At 70.7% G+C, this 15,208-nt stretch carries 16 protein-coding genes and 2 pseudogenes; 11 read left to right on the forward strand and 7 right to left on the reverse strand.

Annotated elements, in window-relative coordinates:
- The first annotated feature begins 236 nt into the window (after nucleotides 1-236).
- Both ACGFMP_RS17540 and ACGFMP_RS17545 read left to right on the forward strand, forming a co-directional pair.
- Nucleotides 237-1,037, forward strand: coding sequence for a hypothetical protein (locus ACGFMP_RS17540; RefSeq protein ID WP_393673285.1), 801 nt, complete (start codon nucleotides 237-239; stop codon nucleotides 1,035-1,037).
- Nucleotides 1,034-1,714 (forward strand): class F sortase, encoded by a 681-nt coding sequence (locus ACGFMP_RS17545; protein WP_393673286.1) that lies wholly within the window; start codon nucleotides 1,034-1,036, stop codon nucleotides 1,712-1,714. The genes ACGFMP_RS17540 and ACGFMP_RS17545 overlap by 4 nt, the downstream gene beginning before the upstream one ends.
- Before the next feature lie 89 nt (nucleotides 1,715-1,803).
- Here ACGFMP_RS17545 and ACGFMP_RS17550 read toward each other — a convergent pair whose 3' ends face one another.
- Together ACGFMP_RS17550 and ACGFMP_RS17555 are read right to left on the reverse strand one after the other, a co-directional pair.
- Nucleotides 1,804-1,974: a hypothetical protein gene (locus tag ACGFMP_RS17550; protein ID WP_393673287.1), complete on the reverse strand. Its 171-nt coding sequence runs from the start codon at nucleotides 1,972-1,974 to the stop codon at nucleotides 1,804-1,806.
- A gap of 22 nt (nucleotides 1,975-1,996) precedes the next feature.
- Nucleotides 1,997-2,554, reverse strand: coding sequence for a hypothetical protein (locus ACGFMP_RS17555; protein WP_393673288.1), 558 nt, complete (start codon nucleotides 2,552-2,554; stop codon nucleotides 1,997-1,999).
- A 442-nt stretch (nucleotides 2,555-2,996) separates the two neighbouring features.
- Here ACGFMP_RS17555 and ACGFMP_RS17560 point away from each other — a divergent pair, with 442 nt between their 5' ends.
- From ACGFMP_RS17560 to ACGFMP_RS17585, 6 genes and pseudogenes are all read left to right on the forward strand, one after another.
- Nucleotides 2,997-4,286, forward strand: coding sequence for a molybdopterin-dependent oxidoreductase (locus ACGFMP_RS17560; protein ID WP_393673289.1), 1,290 nt, complete (start codon nucleotides 2,997-2,999; stop codon nucleotides 4,284-4,286).
- Nucleotides 4,283-4,756: a hypothetical protein gene (locus tag ACGFMP_RS17565; RefSeq protein WP_393673290.1), complete on the forward strand. Its 474-nt coding sequence runs from the start codon at nucleotides 4,283-4,285 to the stop codon at nucleotides 4,754-4,756. Before ACGFMP_RS17560 ends, ACGFMP_RS17565 begins: the two co-directional genes overlap by 4 nt.
- 72 nt (nucleotides 4,757-4,828) lie before the next feature.
- Complete coding sequence (locus ACGFMP_RS17570; protein ID WP_393673291.1) at nucleotides 4,829-5,983, forward strand: NAD-dependent epimerase/dehydratase family protein; 1,155 nt, start codon at nucleotides 4,829-4,831, stop codon at nucleotides 5,981-5,983.
- 96 nt (nucleotides 5,984-6,079) lie between these two features.
- Nucleotides 6,080-6,433 carry an SDR family NAD(P)-dependent oxidoreductase gene (locus ACGFMP_RS17575; RefSeq protein WP_393673347.1) on the forward strand — a complete coding sequence of 118 codons (354 nt, stop codon included), beginning with the start codon at nucleotides 6,080-6,082 and terminating at the stop codon, nucleotides 6,431-6,433.
- Nucleotides 6,352-6,690 (forward strand): annotated as a pseudogene (locus ACGFMP_RS17580) (SDR family oxidoreductase); the annotation flags it as partial. The gene ACGFMP_RS17575 and the pseudogene ACGFMP_RS17580, both read left to right, overlap by 82 nt.
- Nucleotides 6,691-6,876: 186 nt before the next feature.
- Nucleotides 6,877-7,566 (forward strand): TMEM175 family protein, encoded by a 690-nt coding sequence (locus ACGFMP_RS17585; RefSeq protein WP_393673292.1) that lies wholly within the window; start codon nucleotides 6,877-6,879, stop codon nucleotides 7,564-7,566.
- 86 nt (nucleotides 7,567-7,652) lie between these two features.
- On the opposite strand, the gene ACGFMP_RS17590 is transcribed toward ACGFMP_RS17585, so the two are convergent.
- Complete coding sequence (locus tag ACGFMP_RS17590) at nucleotides 7,653-9,041, reverse strand: mercuric reductase (RefSeq protein WP_393673293.1); 1,389 nt, start codon at nucleotides 9,039-9,041, stop codon at nucleotides 7,653-7,655.
- Between the two features lie 676 nt (nucleotides 9,042-9,717).
- On the opposite strand from ACGFMP_RS17590, the gene ACGFMP_RS17595 reads away from it, so the two are divergent.
- Nucleotides 9,718-10,188 (forward strand): hypothetical protein, encoded by a 471-nt coding sequence (locus ACGFMP_RS17595; protein WP_393673294.1) that lies wholly within the window; start codon nucleotides 9,718-9,720, stop codon nucleotides 10,186-10,188.
- An 868-nt stretch (nucleotides 10,189-11,056) separates the two neighbouring features.
- Complete coding sequence (locus ACGFMP_RS17600) at nucleotides 11,057-11,419, forward strand: STAS domain-containing protein (RefSeq protein WP_393673295.1); 363 nt, start codon at nucleotides 11,057-11,059, stop codon at nucleotides 11,417-11,419.
- Between the two features lie 83 nt (nucleotides 11,420-11,502).
- On the opposite strand, the gene ACGFMP_RS17605 is transcribed toward ACGFMP_RS17600, so the two are convergent.
- From ACGFMP_RS17605 to ACGFMP_RS17615, 3 genes are all read right to left on the reverse strand, one after another.
- Nucleotides 11,503-11,775 (reverse strand): ATP-binding protein, encoded by a 273-nt coding sequence (locus ACGFMP_RS17605; protein ID WP_393673296.1) that lies wholly within the window; start codon nucleotides 11,773-11,775, stop codon nucleotides 11,503-11,505.
- A 167-nt stretch (nucleotides 11,776-11,942) separates the two neighbouring features.
- Entirely contained in the window at nucleotides 11,943-12,140 is a 198-nt protein-coding gene (locus ACGFMP_RS17610; RefSeq protein ID WP_393673298.1) for a hypothetical protein, read from the reverse strand.
- A gap of 471 nt (nucleotides 12,141-12,611) precedes the next feature.
- A complete protein-coding gene (locus tag ACGFMP_RS17615) occupies nucleotides 12,612-12,815 on the reverse strand; it encodes a PspC domain-containing protein (RefSeq protein WP_393673299.1) in 204 nt (67 codons plus the stop codon).
- A gap of 545 nt (nucleotides 12,816-13,360) precedes the next feature.
- On the opposite strand from ACGFMP_RS17615, the pseudogene ACGFMP_RS17620 reads away from it, so the two are divergent.
- Nucleotides 13,361-14,716, forward strand: a pseudogene (locus tag ACGFMP_RS17620) (IS21 family transposase); the annotation flags it as partial.
- Here ACGFMP_RS17620 and ACGFMP_RS17625 read toward each other — a convergent pair.
- Entirely contained in the window at nucleotides 14,693-15,166 is a 474-nt protein-coding gene (locus ACGFMP_RS17625; RefSeq protein WP_393673300.1) for a hypothetical protein, read from the reverse strand. The pseudogene ACGFMP_RS17620 and the gene ACGFMP_RS17625 overlap by 24 nt on opposite strands.
- Nucleotides 15,167-15,208: the final 42 nt, after the last annotated feature.

Below are 15,208 nucleotides of genomic sequence, written 5' to 3' on the forward strand. Positions count from 1 at the left end.
CGGTCGCGGGACGTGCCGGTGGCACCGTCCTCCTGCGTCCTCCCATGTGACCATCGATCACCCGGGCCCGCATGCGGACCCCGCCCGTGCGGGCATGGAACTCAACCTCTGGCCACGGCTGACCAATCCGTGACAGCGGCCACTCCGAAGGACCGGGTGGAGGCACACCCGCCTCCGGCCGCCCGGCCGGCGTCAATTCGGTCCTCCGGTCTCCGCGAGCGAAGGGCAGAACCAGCATGCGATCCACCCGCGCACGAGTCGCGACCGCGATGGCAGTGGCCGCCGTACCCCTGGCGTTCCCCGCGGCTGCCTGGGCGGCACCGCAGGACGCCGATGCCGCCTGGACGACCTACCAGGCCGCTCTGGACCCGGTGACGGCCAATCACGTCACCGGCAGCGGAAAGGCGATGGTCCAGCTCTCCGGCAACACCGCGAAGATCACCGTCACCGCGTCAGGGCTCGCCGGCGGCAAGTCCCCGCACGCCATGCACATCCACGTCGACGGCGGCGGGGCCTGCCCCAAGCCGTCCGAAGCGGTGGACCACAACGGGCACCCCTCGATCGACGTCGCCGACGCCATGAAGGACTACGGGATGATCGGCACCTCGCTGACCACCAGCGGCGACAGCACCGACAAGAGCGCGCTGGCCGTCGACCGCTTCCCGGCCGGTTCGACCGTCTCCTACCACCGCACGATCGAGGTGAGCGACGACGTCGCCGCCAACCTCAAGTCCGGCAGGGCCGTCCTGGTCGTGCACGGCATCGACTACAACGGCAACGGCGCTTACGACAACGTCCTCGGCGCCAGCGAACTCGACAAGACACTGCCGGCAGAGGCCACCGACCCCGCGCTGTGTGGGGCGTTCACCGCCTCCCAGATGTCCTCGATGCCGTCAGGCGCCGCCGACACCGGTGACGGCGCCACCCAGGGCGGCCGCACCGACGCCGGCATGGCCGCGGGCGGTGCCGCCGCCGTGCTGCTCGGCCTCGGCGCCGGGGGCTGGGCGCTGCGCCGACGGGGCACCGCCGGCCGATGACGACCCCTCCCACCTCGGCGGGCCACCCGCGACGCACGGCGATCCTCCTCGTCGTGCTCGCGGTGGCCTGCGTCGCCGCGGGTACCGTCGCCGTCCTCGCCGGCACCACCGGCGGGAGCGCTCCGCCGCCCCAGCCCGGCCCCGCCGCAGCCGGACAGCTGCCGCGGCACGACATGACGGTTATGGCGCCGCCGAGCGCGCCGGCGACGGCCCGCCCGACACCCGCGCCGGGGGCGTCCCGGCCGACCGTCCTGGACATCCCCTCGGTCGGCATCCACTCCACGCTGCTCGACCTCGGACTGAACAAGGACGGCACCATCGAGGTCCCCGCCAAGCCTCTACAGGCGGGCTGGTACCACGATTCCCGGGCACCCGGTCAGGCCGGGCCCTCGGTCATCCTCGGCCACGTCGACTCGCACGCCACCGGGCCCGCGGTCTTCTACCGGCTCGGCGCGATGAAGCCCCGCCAGCGGATCCGCGTCACCCGAGCCGACCGCAAGGTCGCCGTTTTCACCGTGGACGCAGTCCGCTCCTACGCGAAGGCCGCCTTCCCGACCCTCGACGTCTACGGCAACACCCCAGACCCGGAGCTGCGCCTGATCACCTGCAGCGGCTGGAACCCCCGCACCCACTCCTACGACGGCAACACCGTCGTCTTCGCGCACCTCTCCGACTGAGCACACACGGGTACCTCCCCTGGCCCCGGCTGTCGCGGGCAGACGTTCTGTCGCAGCGTGACGACTTCGCGCCCAGCGGTGTCCGGTCCTCACCGGTCCATGCGCCGGCAGGCCGACGGTCCGACGTCGCAGCGCGCGTGAAGCACGGCCGACGCGAATGCCCGCACCTCCTTGTCCACCGCCTCCGTGCCCTTGCCGCCGTCGGTCTCGGGCAGGCCGAAGTTCTCCGGATCTCTTGATGCCGAGGGCGTGCCCTGCACTACGGGCACTCCGACGCCCCGGTCACGGGCAGGCCATCTGCGAACGGGTTCTCCAGCCGGCCGGCCCAACACGAAGATCCATGCCGAGGATGCCCCCGCGGCCCTTGGTATCGGGGTGCGCGTACCCGGGGATCTTGGCCTCTTCGCTGCCGATCTGGGAGTCCTCCAGGAGGCCGCCGATGCCCGGGTCGGCGCCGTCACAAGCCGTGTTGGCGCCGGTGTGGGCGTAGAGGTCGACGAAGCCGGCGGCGCCGCCTTCGGTGTCGGCGGCGGCCTTCTTCATGGTGTCGTTCAGCCGCTTTTGGATCTCGTCCAGGACGGGCAGGGCATGCTGGGGGATGCCGGCGAACGGCAGCTGCGTCTGGTCGGGCGCCGCGGTCGCGCACTTGGTGGTGTCCTCGGGCACGAGCCGGGGGTAGCCGCCCAGGACGCGCTTGGCGTCGGGTGCAAAGTAGCCGGCAGGTTCGAACAACTCCTCCAAGACGAATCCGACCTGCTCGAACTGGCCGTCCAGCCAATGCTTTCCGTCCCCGGACGTGAAGAACTCACCGCACTTGGCGGCCGGCTCGTCACCGTCCACCGGCTCTCCCGGCACCCGACCGTGGCCGCGGAGCTCAGCGGAGCACGGGAGTCGGGTACTCGCGTCGCCGACCTGGGTCAGGCATCACGGCTCGGAGCGCCCTTCCAGCATGTGGCCGCCACCAGGCATCCAGCGGCGGCCACGGCGCCTTGAGCGGATGGCTGCCGTGCTGCAGCCAGGCCCGGATACGCGCCATGAGCAGGAAGAACAGCCCTGCCGCGGCGGCCGCCAGCAAAGTCAGGACGCCGGGCGGAAGGGGCCACTCGGCCGCCGTCGTCAGATGGGTGCGGGCTGGTGCCGTGCAACGGGGAGGGGGAGAGACTCACGCGTCGCACCCTCGGCAGACGCCCGCCCGCTCCGGCCGTGGCCGGACAGGACGTCAGAGTTTCGTCATGATTTGCCGACCCGGGAGGCTCTCTTCCCGGCCCTAGTGTCGTCAGGCATGAAAGTCTCCTCCCGCATTCCCGCGGGCCCTTGGCGCAGTCCGCTGCGTGGCCCGTGGCTCACAGCGGTCTTCGGGCTGGTGCTGCTCCTGGGTATCCCGCTGCTGTTCACCACAGGCCTGCTGTCGTACGCCGCGTACAACCCCGGGTTGTCGCACATCAACGACAAGACACCTGGCAAGGGCCTGCTCGGTTTCTACCTGTTCTCCTGGCCCACCCACCCGTACTGGCTCTACCGCCTCACGCAGGGGATTCACGTCACGCTCGGTGTGGTGCTGGTCCCGGTGCTGCTGGCCAAGCTCTGGTCGGTGGTGCCGAAGCTCTTCACGCTGCCACCGGTGCGGTCGGTGGGGCACGCACTGGACCGGCTGTCGCTGCTGCTGCTTGTCGGGGGCGGGATCTTCGAGTTCACCACCGGCCTGCTGAACGTGCAGCTGGACTACATATTCCCGGGGTCCTTCTACCCTTTGCACTTCTACGGTGCGTGGGTCTTCGTGGGGGCGGTGTTCGCCCACGTCGCGCTGCGCATGCCCCGGGCCGTGCGAGCCCTGCGAAGCCGGGACTTCCGCGCGGAACTGCGCACACCGACCTCCCGGACGGAGCCAGAACCCGCGGACGACAGCGGCCTGGTGTCGACCCACCCCGCAGAACCCACGATGTCGAGGCGCGGTGCTCTGGGCATGGTCGGACTGGGCTCATTCGTGCTTTTCCTGGTGACCGCCGGCCAGAGCATCGGCGGACCTCTGCGCGAGACCGCGCTGCTGGCACCGCACGGCCGCCGGCCGGGCGACGGCCCCAACGGTTTCCCGGTCAACAAGCCTGCGGTGACCGCGCACGTCCGCCCGCAGGACATGGCCGAGAACTGGCGGCTGACCGTCCGTGGGGCGACCGGCCGCAGCGTCACCCTCACCCTCGACCAGCTCCGGCACCTGCCCCAGTACCGCTCCGCGCTGCCCATCGCCTGCGTCGAGGGATGGTCCACGGACAACCAGCACTGGGAGGGCGTACGGCTGCGGGACCTCGCCGCGCTCGTGGGGCACGAGGGCGACCCGCCAGGGGTTTTCGTGGAGTCCGTGCAGCTGGCCGGGTCCTTCCGGGCGGTGGCGCTGCGCGCCAACCAGGTCCGCGACGGCCGCTCGTTGCTCGCCCTGCGGGTCAACGGCGCCGAGCTCTCCCCCGACCATGGCCGCCCCGCCCGGATCATCGTGCCGGACGCCCCGGGCGTGATGAACACCAAATGGGTCCGCCGACTGACCTTCGGCGCAACAGACTTCGAGGAGCGCGCATGAAACGCCTGTTCCGCGCCGTGTACGGCGAGTCCGTCCTCCACCTGCTGGTCCTGCTCGCCTCCTTCGCCCTGTGCGGATACGCGATCACCCGGCTGCTGGAGGGCGACTGGTGGGGCGTGGTGAAGTGGGTCGTCGGCGCGGCACTGATCCACGACCTGGTGCTGCTGCCTTTGTACGGCGGCACCGACTGGCTGCTCCACAAGGCGGTGCGAGGCCGCCGCCCGGGATCGCAGCCACGGATCGCGGTGGTCAACCACGTCCGTGTCCCCGCCTTCCTGTCCCTGCTGTTGCTGCTTGTCTACTGGCCGCTGATCTCCCAGGACGCCGGGACGCAGTACCGGAATGCGACTCTGCTGTCGCCCAGGGTGTTCTTCGGCCGCTGGCTGCTGATCAGCGCCGTGCTCTTCGCTCTGTCCGGCCTGCTCCTTGCGTTCCGCAGCCGGCGGGCGGCCGGCGGGAACAGCAGGTGAAATCCTTACGAACCGGTGGTGCCCTCGGTGACAGCGGTCCGCTGGACCGCGTGTCACCCTAGGGTCCGATCCATGCGCGTACTTGTCACCGGCGGCGCCGGCTTCATCGGCTCCCACATCGTTGCCGCACTCGCTGCCCAGGGCCACGAACCGGTCGTCCTCGACGCCCTGCTGCCCACCGCCCACGCCGTCCGGCCGGCTCGACCGCCGGCCGGGACTGCCGAGTTCATCGCTGAGGACGTGCGGAACCCCGAGGCCCTGTCCCGGGCGCTGCGCGGTGTCCAGGCGGTCTGCCACCAGGCCGCCATGGTGGGTCTGGGCAAGGACATCGCCGACACCCCGGGATATGTCGGCTGCAACGACCTCGGCACCGCGCACCTCCTCGCGGCCATGGCCGGCGCCGGCGTCCAGGACCTGGTGCTCGCCGGATCCATGGTCGTCTACGGGGAGGGACGCTACGACTGCCCGCGGCACGGCCGGATGACCCCTGGGCCGCGCTCGGTGGCCGACCTGGATGCCGGACGCTTCGAACCCCTCTGCCCGCAGTGCGGCGCCGACCTGGAGCCGGGCCTCGTCGACGAGGACGCCCCCCTCGACCCGCGGAACGTCTACGCCGCGACCAAGCTCGCCCAGGAACACCTTGCCGCCGCCTGGGCCCGAGCCACCGGCGGTCGGGCCGTCTCCTTGCGGTATCACAACGTGTACGGACCCGGCATGCCCCGCGACACCCCGTACGCGGGCGTCGCCTCCTTCTTCCGCTCTGCCCTCGCCCGCGGCCGGGCACCACAGGTCTTCGAGGACGGCGCCCAGCGGCGGGACTTCGTCCACGTGCGGGACGTGGCCGAAGCCAACGTCCTGGCGCTGGAGGCTGTCGGAGGCCGCCCGGACGGAGTGCTGCGCGCGTACAACACCGGCAGCGACACTCCGCACACCATCGCGGACATGGCGACCGCCCTCGCGACCGCCTATGGCGGACCGGCCCCCGAGATCACCGGCGCATACCGGCTCGGCGACGTCCGGCACATCACCGCCACCTCCGGCCGGTTGCGCGGCGAACTCGGCTGGCGGCCCGAAGTGGGCTTCGCCGAAGGCGTCGCCGAGTTCGCCCACGCCGTGCAGCGGGAGGGTGTGCCGGCGGCTGCCGGGCCCTGGCCGCGGGCCCGTCCCGCCACCGGTTCGCCCGTTCCGCTCCGCCCCGAACCTCCGAGCCGACTCGACCCATCGTGAATCCCACCGCCGACGTCGTCCTGCCTTGCCTCGACGAAGCCGGGGGGGTCGGCCGCGCCATAGCGCTGGGCCTGGCAGACCTGGGCGCAGGTGCTGGTGGCTCGCTCGGGGAACGAGCTTGAACAGACGATCGAGCCGGTGCGCGGACGCGGCGGGCGGGCGGTCGCCGCGCCCGCCGACCCCGGTTCCCCCGGCGCGGTCGCCGAAGTCGTCAGCCGGGCCGAGGCGGACCTGGGTCCGATCGACGTCCTCGTCAACAACGCCGCCACCGTCCAGCCGCTCGCCCCGAGCACGCTAGTGGGCGCCGCGGCATGGAGCGCGGCCGTTCCAGCTCAACGTGACCGTGCCCGCGACCCTCGCCTGCGTACTGCTGCCGGGCATGCTCTCGCGCGGCTGGGGACGGATCGCCGATGTCTCCAGCGGCATCGCGGCCAACCCAGGGATTCATGATCGGCGGCAATGCCTACGCCACGACCAAGGCCGCACTCGAGGCCCACCGCCTCAACCTGGCCGCTGAACTCGACGGCAGCGGGGTCACCGCCAACGTCTACCGGCCCGGCTCCGTCGACACCGCCATGCAGGCGTGGATCAGGGACCACGGCAAGGACCGCCTCGGGGACGCCATCCACCAGAACTCCTCCGCAGTCACGAGCAGGGCGCCCTCATCAGGCCCGAGGACTCCGCCGCCGGGCTTCTGCGACGGCTGACCGGCCCTGACAACGGCCGGATCTGGGACGTCCGGGACCGCCCCTGACCGCCGTCAGGGTCGGCGGATGCGAGCCGTATGCAGCACCAGCGGTCCGGAGAGTCCGGACGGCACCGGCCGCGACAGTCTTCGGAGAAACGCTGCGTGGTTGCGCGGGCAGGGGCGTGCGGTGCCGGAGGCTGGGACGATGACAGCACCTACGCAGGAATCGGGTGGGCCAGGAGGCAGGGCGACGTCCTTCGGCACGCAGCGTGACCCCTCCCGGGTGCTCGCGTTCAGTGACGGTGTGATCGCCATCTCCATCACGCTGCTCGTCCTGGAGATCCAGCCGCCGCACGACACCCGCCACCTGCTGGACGGCCTCGGCAAGCTCTGGCCGTCCTACCTGGCGTACGTCCTCACCTTCCTGCTGATCGGGCAGGTGTGGGCCAACCACCACATCATGTTCGACCACATCCGCAGCGCCGACCGGGTCGTGCTGTTCCTGAACACGCTGGTCCTGATGGACATCGCGTTCCTGCCGTTCGCCGCCTCCGTGCTGGCCGGGGCGTTCCGCGAAGGACACGGGCAGCGCACGGCAGTCGTCCTCCACGGCGCCGCCTTCGAACTCCTGGCCGTGCTGTTCAACGCGATCTGGTGGTGGGTCCGCCGCGACCGCTGGCTGCTCACCGACACCATCGATGAGGCCGGCGTGACAGCTGTCACCCGACGCTTCCGGCTTGCCCTTGTCTGGCTCGCCACCGGAACCCTGCTCGGTGCTCTGATTCCGGTGCTCGGCCTGGCCTCCATCGGCGCCTTCATCGTCTACTACTGGCTTCCCATTGCAGGCGAGATCTCCGAGGCGAAGCGCCGGCGCCACCGCGGCCACGAGAGGTGAGCGACGCCGGGGCAGCTGCGGCGGTCACCCGCCCGGGATGTCGCCGGACAGACCGCTTGTCTACCAGACCGCTTGTCTACGAGCCCTTAGCCGTCAACCGTCAGAAAGAGGCTGTTGAGCCCCTCTGCCAGCAGCGGGTGGGTGAAGATGGCGCCGGCCATGGCGGTGGCCGAGAGCTTGCCCAGCATCGCGGTCTGGATGATCGTCATGATCTCGCCGCCTTCCACGCCGAGCACTGTGGCGCCGAGGATTTCTCCCGAGTGCGCGTCAATGACCGCCTTCATGAAGCCCCGGGTCTCCCCGGTCTCGAGGGCCCTGATGACGGCGCTCATCGGCAGCTTCGCGACGTGTACCGCACGGTTCTGCTCTCGCGCCTGGCGCTCCGTCATGCCCACGCGACCCAGTTGCGGGTCGATGAACATGGTGTACGGGACAGTCCTGTCCCGCGTGCTCACCTTGTCGGGTCCGAGCAAGTTGGCCTTCAGGACGCGGTAGTCGTCGTAGGAGAGGTGGGTGAAGGCCGGTCCGCCTTTGACGTCTCCCATCGCGTAGACGCCCGGGACGGAGGTCTCCAGGTACTCGTCGACCTCGATGTAGCCGCGGTCACTCAGCCGGAGACCGGCCGCCGCCGGCGCGAGTGCTTCGGTGTTGGGAACGCGGCCGATCGCCGACAGCAGATGGGAGCCCTCGATGTGCTCCTCGCCGTCCCGCGTGCGAACGGTCAGCCGCACCTGCCCGCCGCCCGCCTCCTCGACCCGGACCGGCGTCGCCGAGGTCAGGATCGTGATCCCCTCGTCGCGCAGGATCGCGGCGACCTCGTCGGAGACGTCGTCGTCCTCCATCTTCAGCAGGCGCGGACCGGTGTGGACAATGGTGACCGCACTGCCGAACCTGCGGAACATCTGCCCGAACTCCAGGCCGATGTAGCCCCCGCCGAGGATGATCAAGTGCTCGGGGAGCGTGTCCAGCTCCATGATGGATGTCGAGTCCAGAAGCGCGACATCCTGCGCTCCGGCGATCGTCAGTGGCCTGGGGCTGGTGCCCGTGTCGACGACGATGACCGGAGCGCCGATCTCTCGCGTCCCACCGTCCGTCAGCGCGATCTCGACGGTCTTGGGCCCGGTGAAACGGGCCTCGCCCTCGATCAGGTCCAGGCCCTCCTGCGTCAGGCGACTCGCGTAGTTCTCGCGTGCACCCGCGACCATGGCCCGCTTGCGCTCCCGGACTGCGGCGAGGTCGACCGACACCGGGCCCGTACGCACGCCGTACTCCGCGCCCCTGCGCGCCTGATAGGCCAGACGCGCACTGGCAACCATCGTCTTCGTCGGCGTACAGCCGGTGTTCACGCAGACCCCGCCCAGATGGCCGCGCTCGACCAGCGCCACCTTCTTGCCGGCCTTCGCCAGCTCAGGGGGGAGGAAGCGGCCGCCTTGGCTGGTTCCGATCACGATCACGTCGTATTCGTTGTCTGCCACGCGAAGATCGTAACCACAGAGCGCCTCCGACCCGGCCAACCGCGCCCCGCGTAAGAGTTGCGTCATGCAAGAGGCACATCCCTGCCGGCAGCAGACGAGGTGATGGGGAACGGCGCTCGCCGCCGGCCCCCGGAACCGCCTTCCGAAAGGGACGATCATGACCTCCACCGCACTCCGCGCCACCGGCCTCCTCACCGCGGCCCTCGCCTCCGCCGCGGTGTTCGCGGGCCCGGCCGACGCGCACTCCCCGCACAAGGGCTCGAACGGACAATCTCCAGGGCAACTCCGTCGTCGCCTACGACCAGGCCGCCGACGGCTCCCTGACCAAGACGGGCACCGTGACGGTGCCGAACGCCGCCGGCGGCGAGGGAATCGTCGCCCTCTGACTCCCCACGCCGACGACGGCTGGGCGGCACCGCACCCGGGATGGCCACGAACCAGGGAGGGCCACGAAGGGGAGGAGGCGCCGCGCCCGGACCGCGTTGTCCGGTGTCACTGAACCTTGACCGATTGCCACTGATGTTTGACCGGTGGCGCGACGCAGGGACTCCCAGGCTGCGGCCCCGCTCGGGGGATCGAGGACCAAACGTGCGTTCGTTGAGTAATGTCACGTTCCGTATCAGGTAGACTACATAGAGTAGTCAAACGGCTACGGAACGAGTAGAAGGAGATCGGGATGCGTCTGCGCTCTGCGGGCCGGGTGGCGGCCTTCGCCTCAACGGCCCTGATGCTGACGGGCATGGCCAACGTCAGCGCGGCCCACGCTCAGGTGCCCGCCGGGCCTGGGCCCATCTATTACTCGATCACGTTCTCCAACCCCCGTGAGAGCGACGACAACAATCTGCCCGAGCCTTACGGCGAGGTCGACGTGCGGGCCCCGTGGGGGCAGCCGACCGCGCTCTGGGAGCACCCCGACGTGGGCATCAACACCCCCACCCTGCCCCGCTACCCGGACTTCGGCCCCTTCGACCACCGGTTCGTCCCCCACCCAGTCAGTGAGATCTGCGCCAACGTCGGCGAAGACGACACCGGCATCAACGACGACGACATCCTCGCCGACGGCTGCCTGCCCTTCACCGGCCCCGGCGACTACACCATCAGCGCCGAAGGCGGCTCCGTGACCGTGACCGTGTACAAGTTCGGCTGACCTGCCGCACACCTGCTGTCCCGGGGGCTGGTCCCAGGGGCGGCAGGGGTAGCACGACCGCTTCACCCCTGCCGATGGCCCGCTTCCACTGGTCGAAGTCCAGTGGCAAACGGTCAAGGTTCAGTTGCACGGGACACGCGTTCCACGGACATCACTACCGCAGGTCACAGCCCTGGAACGGTGGAAAGTGGCGACCCGGGCGGGCGGGTGAGCAACCGCTCCGGCTGCTCACCCGCCCGCCCTTGGTCCGCGCGGCGGCCCCGGTGGGGGCGGCCCGTCTGTGGGGGTTGGGCGGGCTGTGTCAGGTGCCTGACCGGAGTTCCGGCCCCTGCGCTCGAACATCGACTCGAACTGCGTTCCTGAACGGGTGGCGCGGCCTGGACCCTAGGCTGTCAGGCAGGGGGATGTATCGAGGTGAGGAGGGCGCGATGTGGTTCAAGGCCGCACTGGCAGGCGTAATGGCGCTGTGGCGTCGCCACAATCGCAAGCGCGCGCAGAGGGGCATGACGAGGCGCCCTGGCCGCCGACCGTTCAGGCTGCCGGAACGTCGATCCCCCGGGGGTGGGCTGTGCGATCTCGGGCTGGAGGCGTTCGCGGACGTCTCTGGTACCGCTGAGCGCGGCGAATGGCTGACGCGACCGTCGTGGCGTGTCGGCGGTCGCGTGGAGGCCGGGGGATCCGGCAGGTAGCGGTGGGGGAGTCTTCGCCGGCGTGACGCGCTGGGGTGCACGACTGTCTGCTCGGTTCGCTCCTCTGGACACGTTTGTCATCGCCGCACAAGTTGGGTTGACCTTTCGGCCCCGCCGTCGCGTGGGCTGCCGGCGCTGTGCCACGCTTGACCGAGGACAGGTCGAACCGGGGAGCGATCATGGACTCTTCCGCTGGTGCCGCTGAGCAGGGCGGGCCGCCGCTGTCTGTTTCCTGTGTGCTGGGGTCTCCGAGCGTGGTCAGGGTGTACGGGGAGGCTGACCTGGACAACGCCGGCCTGTTGCGGGAAGCAGCCGACCAGGCGCTGGCTCACCGACCCGATGTGGTGTTCGATCTGGCCGGGGTGACGTTCGCCGACTCAACCTTCCTCACGGTGCTCCTGCAGGCCCGCCAGACCGCGTTGGGCCAAGGGGGGACCATCCTCTTGGCCGCTCCGAGTACCAGTGTCCAGCGCCTGCTCAGCGTGGTCGGGGCCGCCGACTTGTTCCCGGTGGTGACCGCGGAGCAGCGCAAGCATTCCTGAGGAAGACTCGGAACGCCGGGCGTGCGATGGGGCGCCGGCGGGGCAGCAACCGGGGTGCCGGGTGCGGTGAGGTCGGCCCAGACCTATTTGCCGCCGGGGTGCGGGACCGCGCCCCACGACCGGGCCAGGCGGTCGATGATCACCAGACCCCACCCACCCGCGGAGTGCGGACCCAGTGCCGGCAGGGTGCGCGAGTCGTCGCTGACCGCGATCCGCACCCGCCGCGCACCGAAGAACAAAGACGGCCCGACCAGCCCACCCGCGGACCGCAGCGCGTTCGTCACCAGCTCCGACACCACCAGCGCCACCGCCGCGCCGTCTGGGCGCCAGCGGGTCGGCCAGGCGAACTCCTCCACCTGCCGCCGGTACGGTTATCAGGCCCGCACCAACCAGCCTGCCCCGACGAGCCGACCCGACCGCATCGGCCAAGCACTGCCGCGCCGGGTCCAGAAGGGGGCTCGCCCACGGCGGGACAACCCTCGGACGGCGCAGGCCAGCATCCCACCGGTGGGCCTGGCGTGCGTCAGTTCTGGGCGCTGCCGGGGGTGGGGTGTTTCTTCCCCTGGTGCTTGATCAGCGCCCACAGTCCCACGGCGACGGCGAGCGCGGGTCCGCCGAGCCAGGACTGGGGCCGCGGGTGTCCGCCGCCGGTACGGCCGCCGAAGTGCCACACCAGCACCCCGACCGCGTAGGTGCCGACCACGATTCCCTCATCCCGCATCCACCTCGTACCCCCGGCTACCCGCGGCCCATCGCAGGACGCAGGCACCCATGCTCGGAACCGGGCGCCGATCCGTGCCCGCCCGCCGCCGCACCCGAGGCCTGGTTCAGCGGGATGGCAAAGCGGTGTTCTCCGAAGTCCATCGCGAGGAGCCGGTCAGGAAGCAGTTCGGGGCCTGCCGCTTGCTCCCCGTCCTGGTCAGCGCCGCTCACGGTTCTGATCTGGCTCGATTAGCGGGGGAGGGCCTCCCGGACGTGCCAGCCCGCCCGGTGGTCGCCAACGGTGGTCTCCTGGTCGACGCTGGGTTGCGCCGGGCCGGCCCGGTTCATTCGATCTGCTTCCGTCCCGGAACCAGATCGGCCCGGCATCCGGCCTGCTCGCCTGTCTCAACGAAGGCGGCTGACCCGCACCTGCGCGAATGGGCCGCACGACCCCTGTCACGGGCAGGGGGCGTGGCCCGTTGTGGCGCGGCTAATGGGCCGGCGCCGCGGTCCGGTTCTCGTCCGGGAGGACGATCCACAGCACGATGTAGAGCACGAACTGCGGCCCGGGTAGCAGGCAGGACACCAGGAAAATGATGCGCATTGTCGTCGCGGAGGTGCCGAACCGGTTGGCGAGCGCGGCGCAGACGCCGCCGATCACACGGCCTTCGCGAGGGCGTACCAAGGCACTCATCTCAGACTCCTTCATGAGGTTCTGTACATCCCACGATGCTCCTGGTCCTCGGGCAGCCGCACCTCCACCAGCGGCCCGTCGGCCTGTGGCAGCGCTCAATCCCACGTCAGCCGCCTGTCGGCCCGGCCGGCGCGGCGCGCGGGCCGGGCGGAGGAAGTGGCGGGTCCGCGATACGCGCGAGGCTGTGGTCGGGGCAGTCGCCGGGACAGCGCATCGCTCGGGGACCGCGCTGCTGGGCTGGTGGGACGCCGGCGGGCGCCTGCGCCATCTCGGTCGCACCGCAGCGCTGAGGGCGTGCCAGGCGCGGGACCTTGCCGCGGTACTGACGCCGGCCTCGCCCGGCCACTCGTGGGAGGGCCGGCGCTTCTCGGCAAGCCGGGGTTCTCGCGACCTGCTGGTGTCGACCTCGTGAAGCCCGAGGCGGTCGGAGAGGTCAGTGTGGACGCCTTCCGGGTCGCCGGAGGCGGGTGGCGACACAGCGTCCGCTGGATCAGGCTCCGCCCGGATCTGGTTTCCAAGGACCTACCGCTGCACAGCCGGGGTGAGGAAGCCCGAGGACCGAGCCGGTGGCCCGGACCAAACTGATCGACGAGTTCCTACCGAAGGTCGAGGAGCTCGTCGAGCGGTCGCACGGAAAGATCGGCGCGGACGCTGTTCGCAAGAAGATCGAGGCCATGGGCTTCGGCGGGACTGACCGCACCACCCGGCGGGCAGTGGCCGCCGCCAAGGAGTCCTACCGATCCGAGCGCCGGCGGGTCTACCGCCCGTGGACCCCGGAGCCTGGGATGTGGTTGCAGTGGGACTGGGGATGGGGACCGACGGTCGAGGGCCGCCAGACCCAGTTGTGGTGCGCCTGGCTGGCCTGGCCCCGCTTCCGGGTGGTGATCCCGGTGCTCGACAAGACCCTGCCGACGATCGCCGCCTGCCTGGACCAGACGTTCCGGCTGGTCGGCGGGGTGCCGACCTACTGCCTGACCGACAACGAGAAGACCGTCACGGTCAAGCACATCGCACGGATCGCGATCCGCAACCCCGAGATCGTGCCGATCGGCCGCTACTACGGCACGGTCGTGCGCACATGCCTGCCCGCCGACCCCGAGTCCAAGGGCGGGTCCGAGGCCACCGTCCGCATCGCCAAGCGGGACCTGGTGCCGACCGCGGTGAACCTGCGCGAGGAATACCGCGACTTCCCGGCATTGCTGGCGGCCTGCGACGCCTTCATGGCCGAGGTCAACAGCCGGGCCCACCGGGAGACCCGGCGGGTCCCCGCCCAGATGCTCGCCGAGGAACGCCAGCGGCTGCATCCCGTGCCCCAGCACGCGTTCACCGCAGCCCTCGGGCAGAGCCGCCCGGTCGGCAAGGACGCCACGATCCAGGTCGACGCGGTCCGCTACTCGGTGCCACACGCCTTGATCGAGCAGAGTGTCTGGGTTCGCTTCCACGGCGATGACCTGATCGTCACCGCGATGATCGAGGGCCTGCCGGTCGAGGCCGCCCGACACACCCGCTCCACCCCGGGCAACCCGCGGATCGACGACGCCCACTACCCCGAGAGCGCCCGCGGCGAGCGGGTGCCGACGCCGACCACTCCGGCCGAGGCGGAGTTCCTGGCGCTTGGGCCAGGCGCGGCGTTGTGGCTGCAGGAAGCCGGCGAGGCAGGAGTGCGGCGGGTGTCGGCGAAGATGACCGACGCGGTCGCGCTGGCGAAGCTGCACGGCATCGACGCGGTCGACCGGTCGTTGGGCACCGCCGCGACCGTCGAGCAGTTCGCCGACGGCGACCTGATGGCGATCCTGGCCCACCAGGTCGAGCACGACGATGCCGAGCCGACCAAGCCCGGCGAACAGCACAGCCTTCAACCGGGCACCTCGGCCTGGTCAGGATTCGGATTCTCCGGCTGAGGATCCCGACCAGCCCGACACGGCCACCTCTTCCTCGCGCGGCCCCCACGACGGGCTGCCACCGGGCCCGGCCGGCACCTCCAAAGTGAAAGGTGCGTAGTCGTTGAGGCTGTCGCGCACCGTGAACCCGGCCGACCCGAGGATCGCAGTGATCGCCGCAAGCATCGCCTCCAGCACGACCTGTTGATGGGCCAGCGCCGGATCGTCCAGGAGGCTGTGTTTCACCGCCCGGAGCACACAGCTCTGCAGCCGCGGGCTGGACTTCCAGCCCACCGACACCCCGCCGGCTGCGTCGTCGAACGGGTCGACGGTGACCTCAACGCCTTGTGCCAGCACCGGATTCAGCCCCGGCGCCACGACTGGCAAGCCGGCGGCCACCAGTTCGTCCCGCACCCGGGCCGCAATGCGCTCGCGCTCGGCCAGAACCTCAGCACCCACCTTCTCCAGCATCCCGGCACCCTAGCCGAGGGCTGTCCGCACCGATCAGGAAGA

The organism is Streptomyces sp. NPDC049040, assembly GCF_043197715.1.
In the GTDB taxonomy this organism is placed as follows: Bacteria; Actinomycetota; Actinomycetes; order Streptomycetales; family Streptomycetaceae; genus Actinacidiphila.

Excerpts from the sequence above, each read along its gene's own strand:
- ACGFMP_RS17540 (WP_393673285.1), top strand. The coding sequence starts at position 237 with ATGCGATCCACCCGCGCACGAGTCGCGACCGCGATGGCAGTGGCCGCC.
- ACGFMP_RS17545 (WP_393673286.1), top strand. The coding sequence starts at position 1,034 with ATGACGACCCCTCCCACCTCGGCGGGCCACCCGCGACGCACGGCGATC.
- ACGFMP_RS17560 (WP_393673289.1), top strand. The coding sequence starts at position 2,997 with ATGAAAGTCTCCTCCCGCATTCCCGCGGGCCCTTGGCGCAGTCCGCTG.
- ACGFMP_RS17565 (WP_393673290.1), top strand. The coding sequence starts at position 4,283 with ATGAAACGCCTGTTCCGCGCCGTGTACGGCGAGTCCGTCCTCCACCTG.
- ACGFMP_RS17570 (WP_393673291.1), top strand. The coding sequence starts at position 4,829 with ATGCGCGTACTTGTCACCGGCGGCGCCGGCTTCATCGGCTCCCACATC.
- ACGFMP_RS17585 (WP_393673292.1), top strand. The coding sequence starts at position 6,877 with ATGACAGCACCTACGCAGGAATCGGGTGGGCCAGGAGGCAGGGCGACG.
- ACGFMP_RS17595 (WP_393673294.1), top strand. The coding sequence starts at position 9,718 with ATGCGTCTGCGCTCTGCGGGCCGGGTGGCGGCCTTCGCCTCAACGGCC.
- ACGFMP_RS17600 (WP_393673295.1), top strand. The coding sequence starts at position 11,057 with ATGGACTCTTCCGCTGGTGCCGCTGAGCAGGGCGGGCCGCCGCTGTCT.
- ACGFMP_RS17610 (WP_393673298.1), bottom strand. The coding sequence starts at position 12,140 with ATGCGGGATGAGGGAATCGTGGTCGGCACCTACGCGGTCGGGGTGCTG.
- ACGFMP_RS17615 (WP_393673299.1), bottom strand. The coding sequence starts at position 12,815 with ATGAGTGCCTTGGTACGCCCTCGCGAAGGCCGTGTGATCGGCGGCGTC.
- ACGFMP_RS17625 (WP_393673300.1), bottom strand. The coding sequence starts at position 15,166 with ATGCTGGAGAAGGTGGGTGCTGAGGTTCTGGCCGAGCGCGAGCGCATT.